17 protein-coding genes are annotated in these 23,163 nt (G+C 45.5%); 15 read left to right on the top strand and 2 right to left on the bottom strand.

Annotated features, from left to right (window positions below; all coding sequences use genetic code 11):
* The first annotated feature begins 89 nt into the window (after positions 1 to 89).
* From J2Z18_RS00150 to J2Z18_RS00135, 4 genes are all read left to right on the top strand, one after another.
* The gene (locus J2Z18_RS00150; protein ID WP_210093965.1) at positions 90 to 1,535 is read left to right on the top strand and encodes a CoA-acylating methylmalonate-semialdehyde dehydrogenase; all 1,446 of its coding nucleotides are present in this window, start codon (positions 90 to 92) and stop codon (positions 1,533 to 1,535) included.
* 25 nt (positions 1,536 to 1,560) lie between these two features.
* Positions 1,561 to 2,595: an inositol 2-dehydrogenase gene (iolG, locus tag J2Z18_RS00145; protein ID WP_210093964.1), complete on the top strand. Its 1,035-nt coding sequence runs from the start codon at positions 1,561 to 1,563 to the stop codon at positions 2,593 to 2,595.
* A 136-nt stretch (positions 2,596 to 2,731) separates the two neighbouring features.
* Positions 2,732 to 3,532 carry a 5-deoxy-glucuronate isomerase gene (gene iolB, locus J2Z18_RS00140; protein WP_210093963.1) on the top strand — a complete coding sequence of 267 codons (801 nt, stop codon included), beginning with the start codon at positions 2,732 to 2,734 and terminating at the stop codon, positions 3,530 to 3,532.
* A gap of 246 nt (positions 3,533 to 3,778) precedes the next feature.
* Entirely contained in the window at positions 3,779 to 4,786 is a 1,008-nt protein-coding gene (locus J2Z18_RS00135; RefSeq protein WP_210093962.1) for a LacI family DNA-binding transcriptional regulator, read from the top strand.
* A gap of 383 nt (positions 4,787 to 5,169) precedes the next feature.
* On the opposite strand, the gene J2Z18_RS00130 is transcribed toward J2Z18_RS00135, so the two are convergent.
* A complete protein-coding gene (locus J2Z18_RS00130; protein ID WP_210093961.1) occupies positions 5,170 to 6,207 on the bottom strand; it encodes an acyltransferase family protein in 1,038 nt (345 codons plus the stop codon).
* 539 nt (positions 6,208 to 6,746) lie between these two features.
* Between J2Z18_RS00130 and galU the strand changes: the two genes are divergently transcribed.
* A complete protein-coding gene (galU, locus tag J2Z18_RS00125; RefSeq protein WP_077568357.1) occupies positions 6,747 to 7,619 on the top strand; it encodes a UTP--glucose-1-phosphate uridylyltransferase GalU in 873 nt (290 codons plus the stop codon).
* A 79-nt stretch (positions 7,620 to 7,698) separates the two neighbouring features.
* On the opposite strand, the gene J2Z18_RS00120 is transcribed toward galU, so the two are convergent.
* Positions 7,699 to 10,158, bottom strand: coding sequence for an O-antigen ligase family protein (locus J2Z18_RS00120; RefSeq protein ID WP_210093960.1), 2,460 nt, complete (start codon positions 10,156 to 10,158; stop codon positions 7,699 to 7,701).
* A gap of 1,012 nt (positions 10,159 to 11,170) precedes the next feature.
* Between J2Z18_RS00120 and J2Z18_RS00115 the strand changes: the two genes are divergently transcribed.
* From J2Z18_RS00115 to rfbD, 10 genes are all read left to right on the top strand, one after another.
* A complete protein-coding gene (locus tag J2Z18_RS00115) occupies positions 11,171 to 11,911 on the top strand; it encodes an ABC transporter permease (protein WP_245255796.1) in 741 nt (246 codons plus the stop codon).
* A 15-nt stretch (positions 11,912 to 11,926) separates the two neighbouring features.
* Positions 11,927 to 13,141: an ABC transporter ATP-binding protein gene (locus tag J2Z18_RS00110; RefSeq protein WP_210093958.1), complete on the top strand. Its 1,215-nt coding sequence runs from the start codon at positions 11,927 to 11,929 to the stop codon at positions 13,139 to 13,141.
* A 40-nt stretch (positions 13,142 to 13,181) separates the two neighbouring features.
* Complete coding sequence (locus J2Z18_RS00105; RefSeq protein WP_210093957.1) at positions 13,182 to 13,823, top strand: hypothetical protein; 642 nt, start codon at positions 13,182 to 13,184, stop codon at positions 13,821 to 13,823.
* 10 nt (positions 13,824 to 13,833) lie between these two features.
* On the top strand, positions 13,834 to 15,555 hold the full coding sequence (locus J2Z18_RS00100; RefSeq protein ID WP_210093956.1) for a glycosyltransferase family 2 protein: 1,722 nt from the start codon (positions 13,834 to 13,836) through the stop codon (positions 15,553 to 15,555).
* Positions 15,556 to 15,590: 35 nt separating this feature from the next.
* Positions 15,591 to 18,902: a glycosyltransferase gene (locus J2Z18_RS00095; protein WP_210093955.1), complete on the top strand. Its 3,312-nt coding sequence runs from the start codon at positions 15,591 to 15,593 to the stop codon at positions 18,900 to 18,902.
* Positions 18,899 to 19,819, top strand: a complete 921-nt coding sequence (locus tag J2Z18_RS00090; RefSeq protein ID WP_210093954.1) for an NAD-dependent epimerase/dehydratase family protein — start codon at positions 18,899 to 18,901, stop codon at positions 19,817 to 19,819. Before J2Z18_RS00095 ends, J2Z18_RS00090 begins: the two co-directional genes overlap by 4 nt.
* Positions 19,820 to 19,857: 38 nt before the next feature.
* Positions 19,858 to 20,601, top strand: a complete 744-nt coding sequence (locus J2Z18_RS00085; protein ID WP_210093953.1) for a sugar phosphate nucleotidyltransferase — start codon at positions 19,858 to 19,860, stop codon at positions 20,599 to 20,601.
* Between the two features lie 21 nt (positions 20,602 to 20,622).
* Positions 20,623 to 21,168 (top strand): dTDP-4-dehydrorhamnose 3,5-epimerase, encoded by a 546-nt coding sequence (gene rfbC / locus J2Z18_RS00080; protein ID WP_210093952.1) that lies wholly within the window; start codon positions 20,623 to 20,625, stop codon positions 21,166 to 21,168.
* A gap of 65 nt (positions 21,169 to 21,233) precedes the next feature.
* Entirely contained in the window at positions 21,234 to 22,256 is a 1,023-nt protein-coding gene (gene rfbB, locus J2Z18_RS00075) for a dTDP-glucose 4,6-dehydratase (RefSeq protein ID WP_210093951.1), read from the top strand.
* Complete coding sequence (gene rfbD, locus J2Z18_RS00070; protein ID WP_210093950.1) at positions 22,253 to 23,128, top strand: dTDP-4-dehydrorhamnose reductase; 876 nt, start codon at positions 22,253 to 22,255, stop codon at positions 23,126 to 23,128. Before rfbB ends, rfbD begins: the two co-directional genes overlap by 4 nt.
* Positions 23,129 to 23,163: the final 35 nt, after the last annotated feature.

The raw sequence follows: 23,163 nt of genomic DNA, 5'->3' as shown, positions 1-23,163 counted from the left end.
GTGCACGTGCACCTGACTGATCTTAACCAATATTCTAACGGATCCAATCAAAAACGCTAACTGATTCAATCGAAAGGGGCCAACCAGCCATGACGCAAACCCTGAGCAATTATATCGGCGGACAATTTGTGCCATCCCGATCCGAAAAAACCGATCCCGTCTACAATCCGGCGACGGAGGAGATTCTCGCTTACGTGCCGCTTTCGACCAAGGAGGAGGTAGACCTGGCGGTGCAGGCAGCAGCCAAAGCGGGGCGCTCCTGGGCGAAGACCGCCGTGCCTCGCCGCGCGCGCATTCTGTTCAAGTATCAACAACTGCTTGTGGAGCACTGGGAGGAGCTGGCCCGCCTGATTACGGCGGAGAACGGCAAAAGCTATGCCGAAGCCTACGGCGAGGTGCAGCGCGGCATCGAGTGCGTGGAATTTGCAGCCGGTGCGCCCACGCTGATGATGGGCAAACAGCTTCCCGACATCGCCACCAATCTGGAGTCCGGGATGTACCGTTATCCGATCGGTGTTGTAGCGGGCATCACGCCGTTCAACTTCCCGATGATGGTGCCGTGCTGGATGTTCCCGCTCGCCATCGCCTGCGGCAATGCGTTCGTGCTGAAGCCGTCGGAGCGCACGCCGCTCTTGGCCCAGCGCCTGGCGGAGCTGTTCGCGGAAGCCGGCCTTCCGGACGGCGTGCTCAACGTTGTTCATGGCGCGCATGACGTGGTCAACGGCATTTTGGAGCATCCGGGCATTGCTGCCATATCCTTTGTAGGCTCTCAGCCGGTGGCGGAGTATGTCTACAAAACCGCTTCCTCCTACGGCAAGCGTGTCCAGGCCTTGGCCGGAGCCAAAAACCACAGCATCGTGATGCCATCAGCCGACTTGGACGCAGCCGTCACCCAAATCGTCAGCGCGGCCTTCGGTTCGGCCGGTGAGCGCTGTATGGCCTGCTCCGTGGTGGTAGCGGTTGGGGACGTAGCGGAGCCGTTGATCGGGAAGCTGAAGCAGGCGGCCGATGAAATCTCCATCGGCAACGGGGCGGATGAAGGCGTCTTCCTGGGGCCGGTCATCCGGCAAGCCCACAAGGAGCGGACGCTCTCTTACATTGAGGCAGGCGAGCAGGAAGGAGCCAAGCTGGTCCGTGACGGACGGAGGGATGATGCCGCGAACGGTAAGGGGTATTTTGTCGGACCGACGATTTTTGATGAAGTGACCTGCGAGATGAAGATCTGGAGGGACGAGATTTTTGCGCCGGTGCTATCCGTCATGCGTGCAGAAACGCTGGAGGAAGCCATTGAAATTTCCAACCGCTCGGACTTCGCCAATGGTGCCTGCCTGTTCACACAGGACGGCAGCGACGTGCGCCAGTTCCGCGAACATATTGATGCCGGCATGCTAGGCGTGAACCTCGGCGTTCCTGCGCCGATGGCATTCTTCCCGTTCTCCGGCTGGAAAAACTCCTTCTATGGGGACCTGCATGCGAACGGCACCGACGGCGTGGAATTCTATACCCGAAAGAAAATGGTAACGGCACGCTGGTAAGCTCATAAGCGGAGGAGACATTCATATGAAAACCATTAAAATCGGCATTATCGGTGCCGGACGAATCGGCAAAATCCATGCGGATCATCTGCTGCACATGCCGGGCGCAGAAATTGCGGCCATCAGCGATCTATACGCCGGAGGCGAGCTGCGTGACTGGGCCGCGGAGCGGGGCATTCCCTTGGTTACGAACAACAGTACCGAGATCATGGAGCATCCGGACATCGATGCCGTATTCATCTGCTCCTCGACGGATACACATGTCCCGCTGATCAAGCAGGCTGCGGCGAGCGGCAAGCATATTTTTTGCGAGAAGCCGGTCAGCATGAGCGTAGAGCAAACCCGCGAGGCGCTTGCGGCCGCGGAGGCTGCCGGCGTGAGTCTGCAGATTGGCTTCAACCGCCGGTTCGACCATAATTTCAGCCGGGTCCGCGAGATTGTGTCCGAAGGAAAAATCGGGGAGCCGCATTTGATCAAGATTACCTCCCGCGATCCGAATCCGCCGCATCCGGATTATATTAAGGTGTCCGGCGGGCTGTTTATGGATATGGCGATTCATGATTTTGACATCGCCCGTTTTCTTTCGGGCAGTGAAGTGGTCGAAGTGTACGCCCAGGGGGCGGTGCTGGTAGATCCTGCGATCGGAGAACAGGGCGATATCGACACGGCCGTTACTACGCTGCGGTTTGCAAGCGGGGCGCTCGGCGTCATCGACAACAGCCGCAAAGCGGTTTACGGCTATGATCAGCGGGTCGAGGTATTCGGCTCCGGAGGCAGCGTTTCCGCCGACAATGATTATCCGAGTACCGCTGTCGTCAGCGGCCCGGAGGGGGTCACCCGCGACAAGCCGTTGTACTTCTTCCTGGAGCGGTATAAAGAAGCGTACATCAACGAAACGCGTCAGTTTATCGAGAGCCTGCAAAACGGTACGCCCGTGCCGGTCAGCGGCCATGACGGCCTGCAGGCGGAGCTGATTGCCTTGGCGGCTAAGCGCTCCCTGGAGCAAGGCCGCCCGGTGAAGCTGGCCGAGCTAAGCAGCGGCATTTCCACGGTAAGCTAAGCCTGAAGAGGATGTATCGGAGCGGCACTAGGCCTGCGCCTGCGGGATGAACACCGATCCTATGACATGAGTGTCCGCTCAGTCTCGCTCCATTCATCAATTGCAAAAAAGGATATTTTAGAGGAGGGGAAGAATCATGCCGAACCTAATTGTGCCTTCTACGGCTCCGGACGGGTACGGATGCGTGCTGTCCATAACGCCGGAAAGAGCAGGCTGGGAATATATAGGCTTTGAAGTATACCGTTTAAGCGAAGGACAGACGCTTAGCCGGGGGACGGGAGATAAGGAAGCGGCTCTTGTTCTGCTGTCCGGCCGTGCGGACGTGAAGACTGGAGGAGAGCGCTGGGACAACATTGGCCAGCGAATGAGCGTGTTTGAAAAGACGCCGCCCTATACGGTTTATGTTCCTTCGCAGGAACAGTACGAAGTCACGGCGCTTACCGAGCTGGAGCTGGCGGTCTGTCTTGCCCCGGGGCAAGGCAACCATCAGGCGCGGCTGATCGCGCCGGAGGACGTCGGCGTCGAAAACCGCGGCAGTGGAAGCATGTCGCGCTTGGTGCACAACATTCTTCCGGAGCAAAAGCCGGCGGACAGCCTGCTGGTGGTCGAGGTGTTTACGGACGGAGGGAAATGGTCCAGCTATCCGCCGCACAAGCATGACCGCGATGAGCTGCCTGAGGAATCCCGGCTGGAGGAAACCTACTACTTCCGGGTGCAGCCGGAGCAGGGCTTTGCCGTACAGCGGGTCTACAACGACGATCGTTCGCTGGACGAGACGATGGCGGTCAAGGACGGCCAGGCGGTTATGGTGCCCGAGGGCTATCATCCAGTTTCGGCACCTCCCGGATATGACGTCTACTACCTGAACGTCATGGCGGGGCCGAAGCGGATTTGGAAGTTCCGCAACGATCCGGATCATGACTGGCTAATGAAATAAGGGGTAGAAGCTGGTCTATTTTTCCCGTCAGCCGCTCCTCGGTTATGTGTTGTCAAAAGGATGGTTGCTGCAACGAGGATAGTGGAGTCCATGCTTGTACGATAAGCATCGTGAAATACATTTTAACTTATTGTTTTAAGAGACTGGTCCGCATCAATGGGATCGACGCTAAAATGGCCTTGCGCGAAGCGGGCTGGGAGCGCATAATGATTTAAATGCCAAAATTAAACAAATGGAGCACAAGGGATGATCAAAGCGACTATTTATGACGTTGCGCGCGAAGCCGGCGTCTCCATTGCGACCGTCTCTCATGTCATTAACGGCAAGGGCAAGATCAGCCGCCAACGGCGTGAAGAGATTTTGAATATCATGAAGCGCTTGAATTATCGGCCTAATGCGATTGCCTCCGCCCTCGCCAGCAAAAGAACTTATACCCTCGGCCTGCTCGTTCCCGATATCTCCAACCCGTTTTTTGCCGAGATTGCGCGCGCCGTTGAGGACCGCGGACATCAGCTTGGGTACAGCGTCATCATCTGCAGCACGGACAACAATGAAGAAAAGGTAAAACGCTATGTCAGTCTGCTGAAGCAAAAGCAAGTGGATGGCGTCATTATCGGCACGGGTGTATCCCACGGCGAGCTGCTTAAGCCGCTGCAGGAGCATTCGCTGGCGATCACGCTCATCGCCCGGGACCATCCGGAGCTTGGGGCGAGCTGCGTTCGGGTTCATGATCTCGACGGCGGGCGTCTGGCTGCCGAGCATTTGCTTCGCCTCGGCCACCGCAGGCTGGCGGTGCTTGCGGAGAATGAGCGGGTGACGAGCAGCGGTGAGCGGGTAAGAGGGTTTGTCGAGACTGCAGCCTCGTTCGGCGTGGAACTGCCTCCTGATCATATTGCAGTCTGCGACCACAAGATCGAGGATGGATACCGGAGAGCTAAAGCTATGCTGCAGCTGGCGGGGCAACCGACGGGGCTGTTCTGTTGTAACGACCTGCTGGCGATCGGGGCCCTTCAGGCGATTCGCGAGCTCGGGCTGCGCGTGCCGGAGGATTGCTCGGTCGTCAGCTTTGACGATACGATTCTGGCGCGTGTCACCGATCCGCCGCTCACCGTGATCGCCCAGCCGATCGAGGAGATGGGCCGTCTGGCGGTCGACCTGGTGGTACAGGATCTGTCCGGACAGAGCGATCCTGCCCGGCGAATGGTGCTTCCTCCGGAGCTGGTCGTCCGCGGCTCAACAGCGCGGCTATCATAGAAACTTTTTAATAATCTAAAGTAGCCTTCCAATGCACGTTCCTCTTACCAGCTTGTCAGCTTGTATCGTTGTAGACGATGCATGAATGGGGATTACCCACGTATTACAGGGTTCTTGGAGCGCTGATCTGCTTGACTCTACGCCTCGACAGGTGAGGCCTTCCCGCAAAGCTTGCGTAAAAGCAGAGCTGCAGGAAGGCTTTTTTGCGTGGGCTGGTAGGGGCTTTGAAGCAAATACACGGATCGGTGTAACACGTGACCAGGTTATTCGGGTACCTCGAAATTCACAGTGTGTAGTGGTCGGCGTCAAACCTCAGGCTAATTCAGGTTTTATAAGGCATTGGCGGAGTTCCCGGCGTGTGGTGGTCGGCGTCATGCCTCATGCTAATATTCCTCTTGTTTAAGGACATTCTTCGGTCGGCGGCGGATTTGTTCCTTGAACAGCGGCTCGACGTTCGGTTCGACGATCCACCCGAAACCGCGTTTGATCCATGGCGAGGACAGCACCCAGGTCAAGATGACGCCGAGAAGAATCAGCAGCAGTTTACCTCCCGTCGACTGGAAGGTGGTCTCGAGCCACCCGTTATACTGCATTGTTTTAATGATAAATCCGTGCAGCAGAAAAACGTACATGGTATAAAGTCCCCGTTCCGAATAGGGCTGCCTCGTCTCCGGAATGATGGAAAGGAAGCATAGACCCATCAGGGCTGTGAAGGCATAGGTCAGTATTCGGTAAAGCCCAGCGTACCAAGAATCCAAACCAAATTCCAGATATGGCATCGCGCCGTAGAACCAGCTGGCGTTTGTTTGCAGAATGGGTGACAGGCCATACAGAAAGGCAAATCCGCCGGTGAGGATGACAATGGACAGCAGCTGAAATGATCGGGTTTTGAAGGCGCTGAGCCACTCCCTTTTGAAATAATATCCGATGAGAAAAAAAGGCAGAAAATACAGCGTGCGCGAAATGCTCGCGTAATAATCCACATCGATCGAGTATCCGAGCAGGACCGACAACGCGATGCAGATGATCAGCGGATATTTGAGCATTAGCAGGTACGGTAGGAGCATTTTCCATAGCATCATGCTGAAAAGGAACCACAGAATCCAGTAGGGGTAGAAATACGTGAAGTCGAGCCGATCCAGCCCCTGCATGTAATAGTCAAACAAGGTGTACAGCGTCTCGAAAATGAAGTATGGCACGACCAATCCCGACAGCAGGCTAATGTAGTATTTGGGGTATTGGATACGTTTGGAGAAATAACCGGCCGTGAAAATAAACAGCGGCATGTGAAACGAGTAAATGAACTGATAGACCGTTCCCATCCAGCGCTCGCTGTTAAATGGCTCGATGAGGTGCCCCACGACCACCAACAGGATCAGTATGAATTTGAGGTTATCGAAATAGACGTCTCTCTCTTTCATCTGGCAACCAGCTCCTTTGGGTTTGACGTTCCAATGAAGTTTCGTATTAGTATATCGGATGGCAGTGGGGCTTTCCATGGTTGAAGTTGGAAGGGTGGATTGGATTACGGTATTGATCTTGGGTTGTGTTCTAAGCTGTAATGTACGAATATGCGAAGATATCCATTAAAAGATAGGTAAACAATTTCGTGACGGCTCATCAGAGTTTGGTGAAGAGTGGCCCACCCTTGAGAAGGTATCCTACAACGGGTTCACCATTTAAGACTCATCGTCTTCTAGACAGATGCTTCGTCGGTTGCGACTTGTTTGCAGGCGTTTCGTGTTACCGTCTAATAACCAATTTGTTGGTTGTTGTAAACGGTGAGATCGATGGAGGGGACGAGAGAGGGAGGAGATTGAGGCGAAAAGTTTGGGGGATTTAACGTCTCTTAAGTGAAGGATTATCCATGAAGGTCTAAAAATCGATAATGATCGAAGGAGATGCCGGATCATGGTACAATGTCATCAATCGGGAGATTCACGGGATTGGAGAAGATAGGATGAACATTCGTAAAGCGATTATACCCGCAGCTGGACTCGGCACGCGCTTCCTGCCGGCAACGAAGGCAATGCCGAAAGAGATGCTCCCCATTGTGGACAAACCGACCATTCAATATATTATTGAGGAAGCGGTCGCTTCCGGTATCGAGGACATTATTATTGTAACCGGTAAAGGGAAGCGGGCGATCGAGGATCATTTCGATTCCTCCTTTGAGCTCGAGCATAACTTGGCGGAAAAGGGGAAGTGGGGGCTTCTAGAGGAAGTAAGGAAGCCATCGAATATGGCCGATATTCACTATATCCGGCAGAAAGAGCCTAAGGGCCTGGGGCATGCAATTTGGTGTGCTCGGAAATTCATAGGGGACGAGCCGTTTGCGGTGCTGCTCGGTGACGATATTGTAGAGTCGGAAGTGCCGTGCCTGAAACAAATGATGAAGGTTTACGATACATATCAATCGGCCATTGTAGGCGTCCAGACGGTCGATTGGGGAGAAGTGGATCGGTACGGAATTGTGGATGGTGAAAGGGTGAGTGATCGAATCTATAAGACGACCCAACTGGTGGAAAAGCCTTCGAGAGATGAGGCGCCTTCCAATCTAGCAATTATGGGTAGGTATATTCTGCCGCCGGATATTTTCGATCTGCTTGAAGGGCAGAAGGAAGGAAAGAATGGCGAGATTCAGCTGACAGATGCGCTGTATTCTCTGTCTCAGCGGCATCCGATTTACGCGTTCCATTTTGAAGGCCTTCGGCATGATGTAGGGGACAAGCTTGGTTTTATAGAGACGGGTATTCACTATGCACTGCAGCGTGAGGATTTACGAGAAGACTTGCTAGCTTACATGAGTAAAATAATGGAGAAAGTAAGATAGTCTCTAACATGAATAAAGAAATAGCGGGTACGTTACGGTAGATGAACAGGATCTACCGGGAACGTGCCCGCTATTTGATTTAGAATTGAAGCTCCGCCAATTGCTTGATGTTTTGCTCCGCATTCGGATCAGCCTGCTTTAACTTCTCAAGCAGAGCTTCGTCGCTCTGACCTTGCTTCTGAAGTGCAGCGAGGTACCATCTCACAATCTCTTGAGCAGATGGCTGTGACAGATCGTCCTGAATGCCGATTTTGAGCGCATTAACTGCCTGCTCCGGCTGATTCATCATGTAATGCATCTTGCCTGCATGGAGGATCATTTCCGGACTATTTTCAAAAGGATTCCCTTGGAGCTGACCTTCCGGCAGCGTCTTCAGGTGCTGAATACCTTCCTGTACTTTGGCGAAAGCATCGGTTGCGTGCTTAAAGTACTCATCTTTTTTAGCGTGGTCGCCTGTTCCGAGGGCTTTCATGCCAAGCTCGTAACCTTGCAGGATGATATCCTGGTACCATTCAATGTCCCAATTGAATTTAGGCGCGTTCTGAATCAAGACATCATATGCTTGCTCCGGCTGTTGTTTCATTTCATATGTCTTTATCAAGCTGCGAAGCATTGCTTTGTTGTGAGGCTCATCTTTCAGTGCTTTATTCAATAAACCAACTGATGCGTTATAGAAGTCTTCGTTCTGATTCTGCTGATATACAGCCTGATAAAGTGAGGCTAACAGCAACACGGAATCTGGGTGACTTGGACGAATGCTTAGGTCCTTGTCGATCGGTGCTTTAATCTCCTCATATGATGTGCTGACCTGGACAACTCTGCGAGCTTCCATTGCTGCATCGGCTGCTTGCACATAACGAATCGACGTAATGAAGACAAGAATGGCTCCGAGACCGACAACTACACTATAAACACCTCTGGCCGTTGAATCTTTTACCTTCCACTTGGCGAGCGTTTTATGTTCCATGACTGCGGCCATACCGCCGAGCCCCAGGAATACGAGAATCCCCATGAACACGTAACTCATGTTAAAGTCCAAAATACTATGCATCAGAATGGAAAGTACGATAATGAGATACAGGAAGTGGCTGTTTCGATCCTCCTCGGTCCCCTTCATGTAACCGCGAATATATTTATAGAAAATATACAAGATAAATGCCATGAAAATCACAAAGCCGAGAATACCAACCTCAACGAGATACTGCAGGAAGAAGTTGTGAGCCTGACGGCTCGTATACGGGTTGTTCTGGTATTGCTCATAAAGTGAGGCCCAGGCACCCCCGCCTGCACCGATAATCGGATAGTCCGCAAGAACCTTCATCGCATCTTTATAGAAAGTGAAACGCTCGAGAACACTATGCTGATTAAAGTTGATGTTCTCCAAGCGGACGCTAATGTTTTGCGGCAAAATATTTTTGAGGCCTGTCCCAATAAACAGGAAGATCAAGAGTCCGCCGATCACCGTAGATCCGATCGGAATCCATAGGCTTGAGCCTTTTTTAGAGGACCATTTCCCCAGAATCTTGTCCAGTTTCGGAGCGACAAAGCTTTGGATAGCCCACCCGATTAGCCCAACGACCGCGGATATGCCGATCAGGATTCCCCATCCCTTTAACGCGCTGCTGCCGCTAAACGTTTCATTAAGCTGAAGCCCCAGTTCGGTCACGGATTTAGAGATTAAGAGCGATGCGATGCCGGCAATGCCGCAATACAGGATCCACAGCAGCTGTTGAGCAGGCTTCAGGAACAAGAGCAGCAGAACAAATACAACCGGCAGCATGACCAGGCCCCCACGGGATAGCGTCAAGAGTAGCGACACAATGATCGGTACCATCATGAAGCTGTGGAACGCTTTGCCGTACCATTTTCGTGAAGCCGTAATGCAGAATACAGCTGCAAATAGGAATGCCATCAAAAAGGCAGCGTATGTATTCGCATACTGGAATACAGAGGTAAGACGCAAACCGTTGGAATCTGTCATGACGGCATGAGTGTATGTACCGTTAAGCACTGTGTTGGAGAACCATTTTGCGATGGCACCGGCTGTCTTGCCCTGGCCGAACCAATGGAGGAAGCCAAAACCAACAATAAGGTAGGCAACCGTCATGATCGTATTCTGGATAATTCGATTTCCCAACTTGTCACGAAGCGTATATAACCCAATGACAAACATCGTCGCGTAAATACAGTTGATGATCACCATGTTCATCGCAAGAACCTGGGATGCTGCACTGAGTAACGATATTAAGTATGTCAGAGGCAGTAGAATTACGCCAACGGCTAACCAGTCACGTTGATCTTTTAATTGAATGCTTTTGAAAGAATGAGCGATCCATAGGAACAGCAATAGGCAGGATAGAATCGATGCCCAAAAAATAGGTTTTTCAAAACTCATCTCTTGTCCGTTAAATAATGCCGTTTGGAATGGCGTCCATGCCAGAAAAAGGATGATCCCTGCTACTAGCACCCAAAATAATGCCGATCTTGTCTCTCTCTTCCTCGACTCCGCGGCTTTTTTGCCGTATACTGGTTTCGACAACGTAATTAGCTCCTTTTCTTGTAGATACGACAATATTTTAGCATAATGCATAGGAAGGGGCTATATTTTGTCTAACACTACGGTCAGAAGGATCGGTTTTACCATTTTATTATGCGCTGTTTATGACCAGGCAAGTTTGGGTTATACGGGGGCGGGGTTTGTCTAATTTGATCTGTACATAGGGGAACTAGTAAAATAGCGCATAATCCTAGAAGTTCCCAAGTTCTGGCGAGCTTTTTCTTTACGGGTCGATACTGTGTTTTCGTATACCGGATTCGACAAGGTTTACAATCTCCTCTTCTTATAGATACGTGTGTAATTTAACATAACAATTTATTACAGCTGTACAGTAAATAACTCATATTATCATAGATTATAGATCAGTTTAAAAAACGCTCTTAAGGAACCCGAGTGATTGCTAGACGACAAAATTGGAGAAGTTATTTTTTGACTGTTAGCCAGCCAGTCGGTAACGGTTGCATACGATGAGAATTCCTGCTTTATAGAGATAAGGCTGGCGTTTAAAGTAATGAAGGCTCTGAAACACTTTAATACGTTTTTATTGACCTTCTAACGTCGCTTTGGTACAAGCGGCACGTGAACTCCTCATCTAGTTTCGTCTTAAAAATGCTGCGACCAGGCCCTTGATCCATCAGATTTACCTTGTCCACACCAATGTTCAAATCCAAGCAGGGGAACGGTAACGCAGGGATAACAGTCATATCAAGTTTCGAATCATTCTCCTATGTTCCCACAAGCTACGATGGAGAGGAGAGCAGAAGAGTTCCCACAACCAATTTTATTCTCAAACATTATATAGTGTATGAGCTTTTTACTGGTGCAATAATATTAAGCAATAGTTTATTAGTCTTTATGTGAAGAGGACAATATTCGTATTGTTCTTTTAATAATATCCAACTATAAAATGATTGGATTATATCATGCGAAAGAAGTGATTAAGATTTTAACTCTTTTTAAAGAATTCTATAATTCCAGAGGCCTTGTTTTAAGATTGGCTAAAAATGATTTTTGGGTTAAATATGCCAATTCCCAATTTGGGATTTTATGGGCTTTTGTCCAGCCTCTGATGACGATTCTCGTATACTGGTTCATTTTCGAAATAGGATTCCGTGTAGTTCCGCTTAACAATATCCCGTATATTTTATGGTTGATGTGTGGTCTTATTCCATGGTTCTTTTTTTCCGAGGCTCTTGGCAACTCGACCAACAGCTTGATTGAGTACAGTTATCTGGTAAAAAAAGTTGTGTTTAAAGTCAGCATTTTGCCAAGCATCAAAATTATGTCGGCGCTGTTTGTACACGTATTTTTTATGGCTTTTTTATTGTATGTGTATTTTCTGTATGGTTATGAGCCTACTATTTATATTGTGCAGCTGCTATATTACCTTTTTGCACTGTGCTTTTTATTGCTGGGCTTGTCTTACATTACGGCTTCCTGCGTTATCTTTTTCCGAGATTTGAATCAAATTGTGGCTATCGTATTGCAATTTGGAATATGGCTGTCTCCTATTTTGTGGCAACCCTCTTTGTTTCCGGCCCATTACTTGACTTTATTGAAACTGAACCCTATGTATTACATTGTAGAAGGATACAGAGACTCGCTGGTAAGTGAAGTCTGGTTCTGGCAAAAGCCAGAGATGACGCTGTACTTCTGGTGTGTTTCCTTTATTATTTTTCTGGTCGGAGTATTGTTCTACAAAAAATTAAAACCTCATTTTGCTGACGTTTTATAAGGATGGAGTGTTAAGATGAGTGCAGAAGTTGTCATTGATGTAAAAAATATCAGCAAAGTATACAAGTTATATACCAAGCCATCTGACCGGCTTAAAGAAGCATTACATCCGATGAAAAAGAAATATCATAACGATTATGCAGCTCTTGACAATGTCTCATTTCAGGTCAGAAAAAAGGAAATTGTAGGCATACTTGGGACAAATGGCTCCGGTAAATCAACGATTCTGAAAATTATTACCGGTCTATTGAATCCAACGAATGGTACAGTGAGCGTTCATGGTAAAATTTCCGCGCTTTTGGAACTGGGTGCAGGGTTTAACCAGGAGCTCACAGGCATTGAAAATATTTATTTGAACGGAAGCATGATGAATCTGGGGAAGGACGAGATTGATAAGAAGCTGCAGCAAATTCTCGACTTTGCTGATATTGGGGATTTTGTTTACCAGCCCGTAAAAACTTATTCAAGCGGTATGTTTGCCAGATTGGCTTTTGCAGTAGCCATCAATGTTGAGCCAGATATATTGATTGTGGACGAGGCGCTGGCTGTCGGTGATATGTTTTTTCAGGAGAAATGTTATGAAAAAATGAAGGAAATGGTACAAAGCGGAGCTACCATCCTGTTTGTAAGTCACAGTCTAAGCGCGATCCGTAATTTTTGCAATCGTGCAGTCTGGATTGAAAAAGGCATACTGAGAGAAGAGGGACCGGCAGACGAAATTTGCGAAAAATACAAATATTTTATCGAACAAAAAGAGACAAAAGAAATTGTAAAGACCGCTGTTGCAGAAGAACCAGCCGATGTTCCTGCCGGTAAAGCTAAAAATAAGATTTTTGTAAAAGACTTTCAAATGAATAAAAACGTAGTGGTTACCGGAGAAGATATTGTATTCACGATTGAACTCGGATTCAGAGAATCCGGCTTGAAATACGGTGTGGGGATGATCATTTATAATGAGAAGGGCGATATTGTCACTTTGTTTAATACTGTTCGTGACGATATGAAATTAGAGCGGCCTTATTCCGTATTCAAAATCAAAGTGGAGAATAATGATTTTCTGGATGGACGATATTTCATTTCCGTTCATATCTCTGATGATATGGTTATGTATCCGTATGATCGTAATGATTATATATCCGAATTTAGAGTATTGCCTAAAAAGAACCGGCGCGGATTGCCTGTTGCGGAAGGATATTTTAGATGCAAGCATGAATGGGAGATACTGGAGTGATATGGTGCCAGTCAGAATAATTTAGAGAGTTTGGGTGTGTATGATGATCAAAAGAATGTTGCGCTATGTTATTGTAATAATCGTCACGTTTGCTTTTGTATCTTCGGTGTATGCTATCCAAAATAGTAACCTGTTTGCACCAGAAGTATTTAAGCTGAAGACGATTGACCTGGGAACAAATCTGAATGCTAACTTTGGTGAGGTTACAGATGGCAAAGTAATTGAACAGTCCTTTTCCGCCAAGCAGGATGGTCTTACTAAAGTCGATCTGTTTTTTTCTACATTCAATAGAAAAAATAACAGTGAAACGTTGTTATCACTTTATGAAGCGGATACCAACCAATTAATAAGACAGGCAAAACTCAATAACGCTCAGGCCAAAGATAATGCATATAGCGAATTGTCCTTTGCTCCTGTAGAGAATTCAAAGGGTAAAATGTATATTTTGAAAATAACTTCCAATACAAACGATCCATCCCAAGCAGTAACCTTTTGGAAGGACAACAACAGTCTGGCGGACGGAAATCTGTCATTTGCGGGTAAGCACCAGGAAGGCAGTCTGGTAGGAAAACTTATTTACCAGAACCAATTCACTGTTATCGATATTATAATTAACGGTCTTTTCTTTAGTTTTCTGAATATTATTCTGTTTGAATTGTTGCGATTCATAAAAAATAAGTAGGGGACAATTAATGATTAATAAGTTCCGAGCAATCATGCGTGCTGTTCACCTGATTCGAGATAAAGGCATAAAAAGCTTTATCGATAAGGTTCATGAAAAATGGCTTCATTTATCTTTTTCAGAGCCCCCTTTTGTGCCTTTGACTGAACAGCAGCTTGAAGAGCAGAAAAACAAAATATTCGACTACCAACCCAAAATCAGTATTGTCGTCCCTGTTTATAATACGAATAACCTGTTTTTAGGAAAAATGATTGACTCTGTAATCAATCAGACTTATTCCAATTTTGAATTGTGCCTGTTTAATGGCGGGAGTACTGATGAAGATGTCGAGAAAGTAATAAGCCATTTTATAGCTAGAAGTGATAAAATAGTCTATGCGTGCTCGGAAACTAATTATGGAATCTCTGAAAATACCAATCGTGCACTTGAAATGGCAACGGGAGAATATATAGGGTTGCTTGATCATGATGACTTATTAACGCCAGATGCATTATTTGAATGCGTAGATGCTATTAACAGATACGGTGCAGACGTCATTTATTCCGATGAAGACAAAATTGTCGGTAATACCGGGCAACATATAAGTGTCCATAAAAAACCGGACTGGTCTCCGGATACACTGCTAAGCTATAATTATATTTGTCATTTTTTGGTTTTTAAAGCTTCATTGCTTCAAAGCACGGGATTATTTAATAGTCAATTCGATGGAAGTCAGGATTACGATTTTATTTTAAGATTGACTGAACGAGCAGAGTGTATCTATCATATTCCAAAAGTTTTGTACCATTGGCGGATCAGTGAAAGTTCCACAGCTGCCAGCTATTCAGCCAAGTCTTACGCTCTGCAGGCCGGGAAGAATGCCCTGCAGAATTATATTTCAAACCGAAATGAATTATTGATAGTGAATGAAGGTGCATTTCATGGTGCTTTTAATATAACTCCAGTTTTCAATGAGATACAGACAGCGACTTTGTTTTGCTTGGGCAATTGGGGAAATACACAATCTATAAAAGAGTACTATGCCAGTCTGAATATCTCTTCTGAATACCGGCAACTTGATGTAGTGATGATGAATTTTGCTTCTTTTCATAAAGATTCAGACAGTATTGCAGAGCGGTCCTCATACTATAGGGTCTATGACTGCAGTGATAAAAATGTTGCTGAATCATTAAATAGTTTATTTAAAACGAGCAATGCTGATTATTTTATCGTTTTGAATGCGGATATTCGAACCCTGGCTGATGATTGGTATAAGATTTTAATTGCAGAAGCTGCTACTACCAAGTCTGCCATTATAGCTCCCAAAGTTTTGAACAAAAAAAATAAAATCAGCAGTTATGGACTTGCAGTTAACCAAAAAGGGATCATAAATCTGTATGATAATATCAATCCCGGCTTTTTTGGATATTTTGGTCGACTCAAAATCGCGCAAAATGTTACGGCAATCAGTCCCGAATTGTTCCTGTTGAAAAAAGATGCCTACAAATATTATGGGGATTTTGATGAAACCTATGCTACAGATTTGACCATTGTGGATTATTGCCTGCGTGTCAATATTCACTCAGGCCACGTAAAGCTGGTGAATCATGAGCTTTTATATACTCGACAACCCCATTCCTATTCGTGGCCTGAAAATGAACGGGATGTTATGCTAAAAAAATATAAAGGTTATCTGCTAGATAGGGATCATTATTATCCCCTTGATTTTTTATATAAAAATGTAGAACTTTGAATATAATCTTTATTTTGATAGGAGCGCCTGGTCAAATGAGAATTTTATTTACTCTTCATGATTTGCAATACAGTGGAGGGACGGAAACCTTCACTTACAGCCTCATCAAGGAATTTTTGCGGCAAAACCATGAAATCTTTCTTTATTCGACTCGAATTGGTCAGTTAGCAGACAAATATACCGAGCTCGGTGTATTTGTCACAGACGAAATCGCTTCTTTACCTGATGATGTTGACATTATCCATGCCCAGCATCGTGCAGAAGCCATCTCCGTTTATTATAAATATCCCTCTGTACCTATGGTATTTACTTCGCATGGCATTATTCCGTGGCAAGAGAAGCCAGTTTTTATTCCATCAATTGTTAAGTACGTAGCGGTTAGTGAAGAGGTACAACAACACCTGATTCAAAACTGGGACATTCAAGAAGATAAAATATCTATTATCCGTAATGGAATCGATCAAACCCGGTTCTATCCTAGAACCCTGGTTAACGAAAAACCCGAAACCATCTTATTGTTGTCTAACCGTTATACTCCTGATGTTAAAGAGGTTTTGGAAGAAGCAGCCAATAAAGCGAGCATGGAGTTTAAAATTGTTGGACAATCACACAACAATGTGTGGAATGTGGAAAATGAAATTTTAAATTCCGATGTGGTTGTTTCATTGGGACGAGGCATACTGGAAGCCATGAGTTGTGGCAGACTTCCTCTTGTGTTTGATTATAATGGCGGCGACGGTATTGTAACACCTGATACTTACTATGATTTTCGTCAGAAGAATTTTTCTGGAAGAGTAAACAATGAAAAGTACACTGCTGATCAAATTATTGAATTAATTCAAAAATACTACACACGTGAGACTATTGAAGCCAATTTGGAACTTGCTGTACAATTCCACGACATTAGAACAAGTGCGGCACAGTATTTTGAGCTTTATAAACTTGGAGAGCAAGAAAGAGGTAGTATTGTTACTATTGATCCGCAGATTATGGAGTATCTTATAGAAGGATATACTTTTGCTGGAAAAGAGATTGTACAAAAAGAGAAAAACTTAAAGTATTTGCTGGAAGTTAAAAAAGTCAATGAGGCCAATGAAGTCAGATTGACTGAAAGCCTGACGAAGATGCAAGCTGAGCAAGCAAAACTTATGCAAGAACGAGAAGAGGCAGTGAGGCAGCAGGCCCAATTAAAGTCTGAATTGGAAACGACCGAAGCAACTTTGCTGCAAGAACGAGACGAGGCAGCGAAGGAGCAGGCCCGATTAAAGTCTGAACTGGAAACGACTGAAGCGGCTTTGAATCGCGAGATTATTACACTAACACAGATGGCAACCAGCAAAGATACTCAAATTCAAAATCTGGAATTTGAAAGAGAAGGATTTCTTAAACAGCTGGAACAAAAAGAGAACAATACTAAATACTTGCTTGATCTCACAAGGGAAAAAGATATGGAACTGGAAAGTATTTATAGTTCTCGTTCCTGGAAATTCATTACCAAAGTCAAAAAATATAGAGGTTGGGTCAAAAAAGGCATAGCTGATCCAAAGTGGGCGATTAAAAAATTGATCAATCGGAATCAGCCGCTTCCCGCTCCTATCCCCGTTAAAAATGATGTGGAACAAGAAGTTGGAGATATTCCTCGCATCAGTGTGGTCATTCCTGTATATGACCGAACAGATGTGTTACGACAAAGTATAGATTCGATTTTGAATCAAACGTATCAAAACTTTGAACTGATCATCGTTTGTGATGGTTCTCCGGCTGAAACATTGAAAATTGTAGATGAGTATACAGATCACGAGAAAGTTCGTATTTTTAAATATTATAACAACAGCGGCAACGCGGTACGCGGACGGAACAAAGCCATTCGTGAGGCGCGCGGGGAGTTTCTGGCTTTTCAGGATAGCGATGATATTGCAGAACCGAATCGCCTGGAAATTTCTTTGAATTATATTAATGAATTTAAAGCGGACGTCGTTTATGGCGGCTGGCGAGCTATTGTGGACGGATCACGCATGATTGATATTAAGGATGGACAGGAGGTATTTAGCCCGGATTGCGGATACGATGAATTGCTCAAAATGTGTGTCCCTTGCCAAAGTACTGTAATGTTGCGGCTGGATGCTGTCAGAGCAGTAGGTGGACTAAAAACAAGTATGCGTTATCGCGAGGATCACGAATTATGGCTCAGAATGGCGTATAAAGGATATAAGTTCAAATCAATTCCTTTGATATTAACCAATCTTAGATTACATGGCAACAACCTAGAACTTTCGTTCAAAGATGACGATAATCGCTGGTTTAATCTGATGCTGGAAGAGCACAAAAACATTGTAGAGATGAAGCCTAAGATTGCCTATCTTATTCCCGGATGCGGCATATCGGGCGGAATCGCAGTAGTATGTCAGCACGCCAACCGTTTGTTAAATCGTGGATATGATGTGTTGCTTATTACTGAGGATATTCAGCGGGAAATCAACTGGTTCCCGAATCAAAAAGTTGAGATTATCGGGGTCGATGAAGCACCGGACAATTTGGATATTCTTGTTGCAACAGGTTGGAGCACTGCTTATACCATCGCTGATATTCCTGCAAAGAGAAAAGTATATTTTGTTCAATCCGATGAGAGCCGCTTTTATCCTGCAGGATCTTTTGAAAGTCAAAAAGCATGGGATTCGTATAAATTTGATTATGAATATATGACCGAAGCCAAATGGATTCAAAAATGGCTGAAAGAAAAGTTTGGTCACGATGCTACCTATGTACCTAACGGATTAGATGAGAATATTATTTTCCAGACGGATCCAATTACAAAAAAAGGCGATAAAGTAAGAGTACTGCTAGAAGGACCAATCGATATACCGTTTAAAGGTATGGAGGATGCCTTTAATGCTATTAGTGATCTGGATTGTGAAGTATGGTGTGTAAGCTCAGCGGGCAAACCGAAAAAAGAATGGAAATGCGACGTATTCTTTGAAAAGGTGCCAATGAGTCAGATGAATCAAATCTATTCCAGTTGTGATATCCTCGTTAAACTGAGTCGGGTAGAAGGATTTTTTGGCCCACCGCTTGAAATGATGGCTTGTGGAGGAACTTGCGTAGTTGCAGATGTGACAGGCCATGATGAGTATATTGTTGATAACCACAACGCACTGGTTGTGAAGATCGGGGATGTTGAAGGAGCAAAGCAAGCGGTTAAAAAGCTTATCGAAGATACTGAACTTAGACAGCGTCTGACTGCGAATGGCAAAAAGACAGCAGAAGAATGGAGATGGGAGCCGAGCATCGATATTTTGGAAGAACTGTACTACAAAAATCATAGTATTATTGGAAAGGTAGAGGTATGAGAATATTAGTGACCGGAGGAGCTGGGTTTATCGCTTCTCATATTGTTGACAGGTTGATTGCTGAACAACATGAAGTATGCATCGTAGATAACTTGTCCACTGGAAAGCAAGAAAACATTAATCCTGCTGCTATATTTTATAATCTCGATATTCGCAGTGAACACGTTTTGGAAGTTTTTGAGGACTTTAATCCGCAGATTGTAATACATCATGCGGCCCAGATTAGTGTGGCGCATTCTGTTTCCGATCCTTCACTGGACGCATCAATTAATATTAACGGAACGATCAACATTTTGGATTGTTGCTATAAAACCGGCGTGCGAAAAATTATCTACGCTTCTTCTGCGGCAGTGTATGGCTATCCGGAAGAACTTCCTGTGGAAGAGAGCGCCAAGCTTTCTCCTCTGTCGCCCTATGGACTGTCCAAGTTAACTCCTGAATTTTATATTCAGTTGTATTCCAATCTTCATGGACTTAAATATACGATTCTACGTTACAGCAACGCTTACGGTGAACGGCAGGATCCTAGAGGTGAAGGTGGCGTGATCTCGATTTTTCTGGATAATCTTCTTACCCAAAAGGAGATTCAGATTCATGGTGATGGTACCCAAACTCGCGATTTCATTTATGTGAAAGATATCGTGAACGCCAATATCGCTGCTCTTACTAAAGGGGAAAATTGCATTGTAAATATCAGTACACAAACAGAAATTTCGGTGAAAGAATTGTTTGAAATGATGTGTAAGATACTGGAAATTGATGCGTCTCCTAAATATATGGATGAGCGTGTAGGCGATATAAAGTACAGCTCATTAAGCAATCGTCAGGCGAGATCCATCCTTGGTTGGACCAGTCAGTTCACTTTATACCAAGGCTTGAAAGAAACAATCAACTACTATCAGAATATTTGTGTTTAATGAATGATATGACTAACAGGAAATCGGGAGGATTTTTGATGAAAGGCATCATACTAGCTGGTGGTACAGGATCACGTTTATATCCCCTAACTAAAGTAACTAATAAACATCTCTTACCTGTAGGAAAATATCCAATGATATTTCACTCAGTGTTTAAACTTAAGCAGGCAGATATTACTGATATATTAATTGTTACGGGTAAAGATCACATGGGCGATGTTGTTAACCTTTTGGGAAGCGGTAATGAAATGGGAGTAACCTTTACATATAAGGTTCAGGATGAAGCCGGTGGAATCGCGCAGGCACTTGATTTGGCTGAGCAATTTGTAGGCGATGATCAGATGGTGGTTATTCTCGGTGATAACGTATTTAAGGACGACATTTCTCCGTTTGTCGACAACTTTCGTAAGCAGGTTACAGGGGCAAAGCTGTTATTGCAAAAGGTTTATGACCCTCATCGTTTCGGCGTAGCAGAGCTTCAAGGAGACCGCATTGTTTCTATTGAAGAAAAACCGAAAGAGCCGAAGAGTGATCTTGCAGTTACAGGCATTTATATGTTTGATCATAAAGTGTTTGACATTGTTAAAACACTTAAGCCATCCAGTCGAGGAGAATTGGAAATCACAGATGTAAATAATGCATATATTAAGAAGGGGACTCTTACATTTGATATTCTTAAAGGCTGGTGGACAGATGCAGGTACACATGCTTCTCTAGCAAGAGCTAACGAATTGGCTAAGGATATCGTATTCGGAGAAGAATTTGGAAAACTTAAGCTGTAATGACAAGGAGGCCTCGTAGTTATGAAGGTGATCCCTTTGCAACTGGAAGGTGCAAAAATTATTGAGCCGGTGGTCCATGGAGATCACCGTGGCTTTTTTATGGAAAGTTACAACGAACAGGTTATGCATGCCAATGGAATCAATCATAATTTTATACAGGACAATCAATCCTTGTCGGCAGAGCCTGGGGTCGTTCGTGGACTTCATTATCAATTGAATCCCAAAGCTCAGACAAAGCTGGTGAGAGTTATTTCTGGAGCTATTTATGATGTTATAGTTGATATCCGAAAGGAATCCGCTACGTTTGGACAATGGGTGGGGGTCATTTTAAGTGAATATAATAAGAGGCAGCTTCTTGTGCCTAAGGGGTTTGCCCATGGGTTTTGTACTTTAGTACCGAACACGCAAGTTACTTATAAAGTTGATGAATATTATTCTCCTGAGAATGACAGAGGGATTTTATGGAATGACCCTGCTCTTGCAATCGACTGGCCAACTTTTAACCCCATTCTTTCGGAAAAGGATAAGCAGCACCCGGTTTTGGCAGATGCAGAAATGAACTTCTAGATTTTATTCACTCATTCATACGCTCGATGAATATAATTTGATTAAAGTGTATTAGGGAGGCTCTTATGAAACTTCTGGTCACCGGCGGTGCCGGATTTATTGGCAGCAATTTTATTTTGTATATGATGCAACAGCATCCCGATTATCAGATCGTGAATATGGATGCCTTGACGTATGCGGGAAATCTGGAGAATCTGAAGTCCGTTGAAAATGAACCCAAATATTCTTTTGTCCATGCCGATATCGCAGATAAAGAGGCGGTTGATCGCATTTTCCAACAAGGCATTGATGTGGTTGTGAATTTTGCGGCGGAATCTCACGTGGATCGCAGTATTCTGGAGCCAGAAGTATTTGTGAATACGAACGTTCTCGGGACCCAGGTGCTTTTGGATGCCTCCAAAAAATATGGTGTAACCAAGTACGTTCAAGTTTCAACGGACGAGGTATACGGATCTCTCGGGGAAACGGGGTTGTTTTCCGAAACGACACCGCTTGCGCCAAACAGTCCTTATTCGGCGTCGAAGGCCGGCGGGGATTTACTTGTTAGAGCGTACCATGAGACCTTTGGCTTGCCGGTAAATGTCACTCGCTGTTCCAACAACTATGGCCCTTATCAATTTCCCGAAAAGCTAATTCCTCTCATGATCTCAAGGGCTTTGAATAATGATCCATTGCCGGTTTACGGAGATGGTTTAAATATCCGGGATTGGCTGTATGTTGAGGATCACTGCAGTGCTATTGACCTCGTGATCCACAAAGGGCGTGTGGGTGAGGTTTACAATATTGGTGGGAATAATGAACGCACGAATCTGCATATTGTTCAAACTATTTTGAGGGAGCTCGGTAAGCCTGAATCGTTGATCACTTATGTGGAGGATCGTCCAGGTCATGACCGCCGGTACGGCATTGATCCAACGAAGATTACGAAGGAGTTAGGTTGGCAGCCTAAGTATCATTTTGAAAGCGGGATTAAGGAGACCATTCAATGGTATTTAGATAACAAGGACTGGTGGACTAGAATACAATCGGGGGCTTACCGCGACTACTTGGACCGGCAGTACGGGAATCGGTTAGGTGAAATCGGATGAAGGTTTTAGTAACAGGGGCAAATGGGCAGCTCGGGCAGGATGTTGTCAACATTTTCAGCCAAGCAGGACATGAGGTAATAGGCTGCAAGAAGACCGAGCTGAATATAACAGACGAGGAACAATGCCGGCAAGTGATATCGGCTTACACTCCGGATTGTATTATTCATTGTGCAGCCTATACTGCAGTTGATGCTGCTGAATCAGATATCGATGGAGCCTTTTTGGTGAACGCGACAGGCACACGCAATGTCGCCTTATCTGCGGAGATGGTTGGTGCGAAACTCGTGTACATAAGTACAGATTATGTGTTTAACGGTGAGAGCGACAAGCCATACCAGGAGTTTGATTTTGTGGACCCGAGAACGATATATGGAAAATCTAAATATGCTGGAGAACAGATGGTTAAAGATTTTTGTTCTCGCTGGTATGTGGTGCGGACATCCTGGGTGTATGGACTATTTGGAAGCAATTTTGTGAAAACCATGCTCCGTCTGGGACAAGAAAAAAACCAGTTACAGGTAGTTAATGACCAAAAGGGTTCGCCTACGTACACCGTTGACCTGGCGCGGTTTCTTGTCCAATTGATAACAACGGAGAGATACGGCATATATCATGCGTCCAACAGTGGTTCTTGCACGTGGTTTGAGTTTACGGAGGCGATATTTGCGGAAGGTAAGGAACGGCTAGGCATAACAGTTACTGCTAAGCTTGAACCTTGCACTACGGCACAGTTTCCACGGCCTGCGCCAAGACCGGCTAATTCCGTGTTGGAGCATCTAGCCATACGTCTGAACGGATTTGAAGACCTTCCGCATTGGAGAGACGGCTTGAAACGGTTTATACTGGAAATGGAACAAAACGATATACGCTAACATGTAATCATATCACCACAAATCAATAATATTTA

Origin of the sequence: Paenibacillus lactis, assembly GCF_017873605.1 — a bacterium.
GTDB classification, from domain to species: Bacteria; Bacillota; Bacilli; order Paenibacillales; family Paenibacillaceae; genus Paenibacillus_AQ; species Paenibacillus_AQ lactis.
The sequence above is the reverse complement of the archived record's forward strand: the minus strand, read 5'-3'. Positions and strand labels throughout refer to the sequence as shown.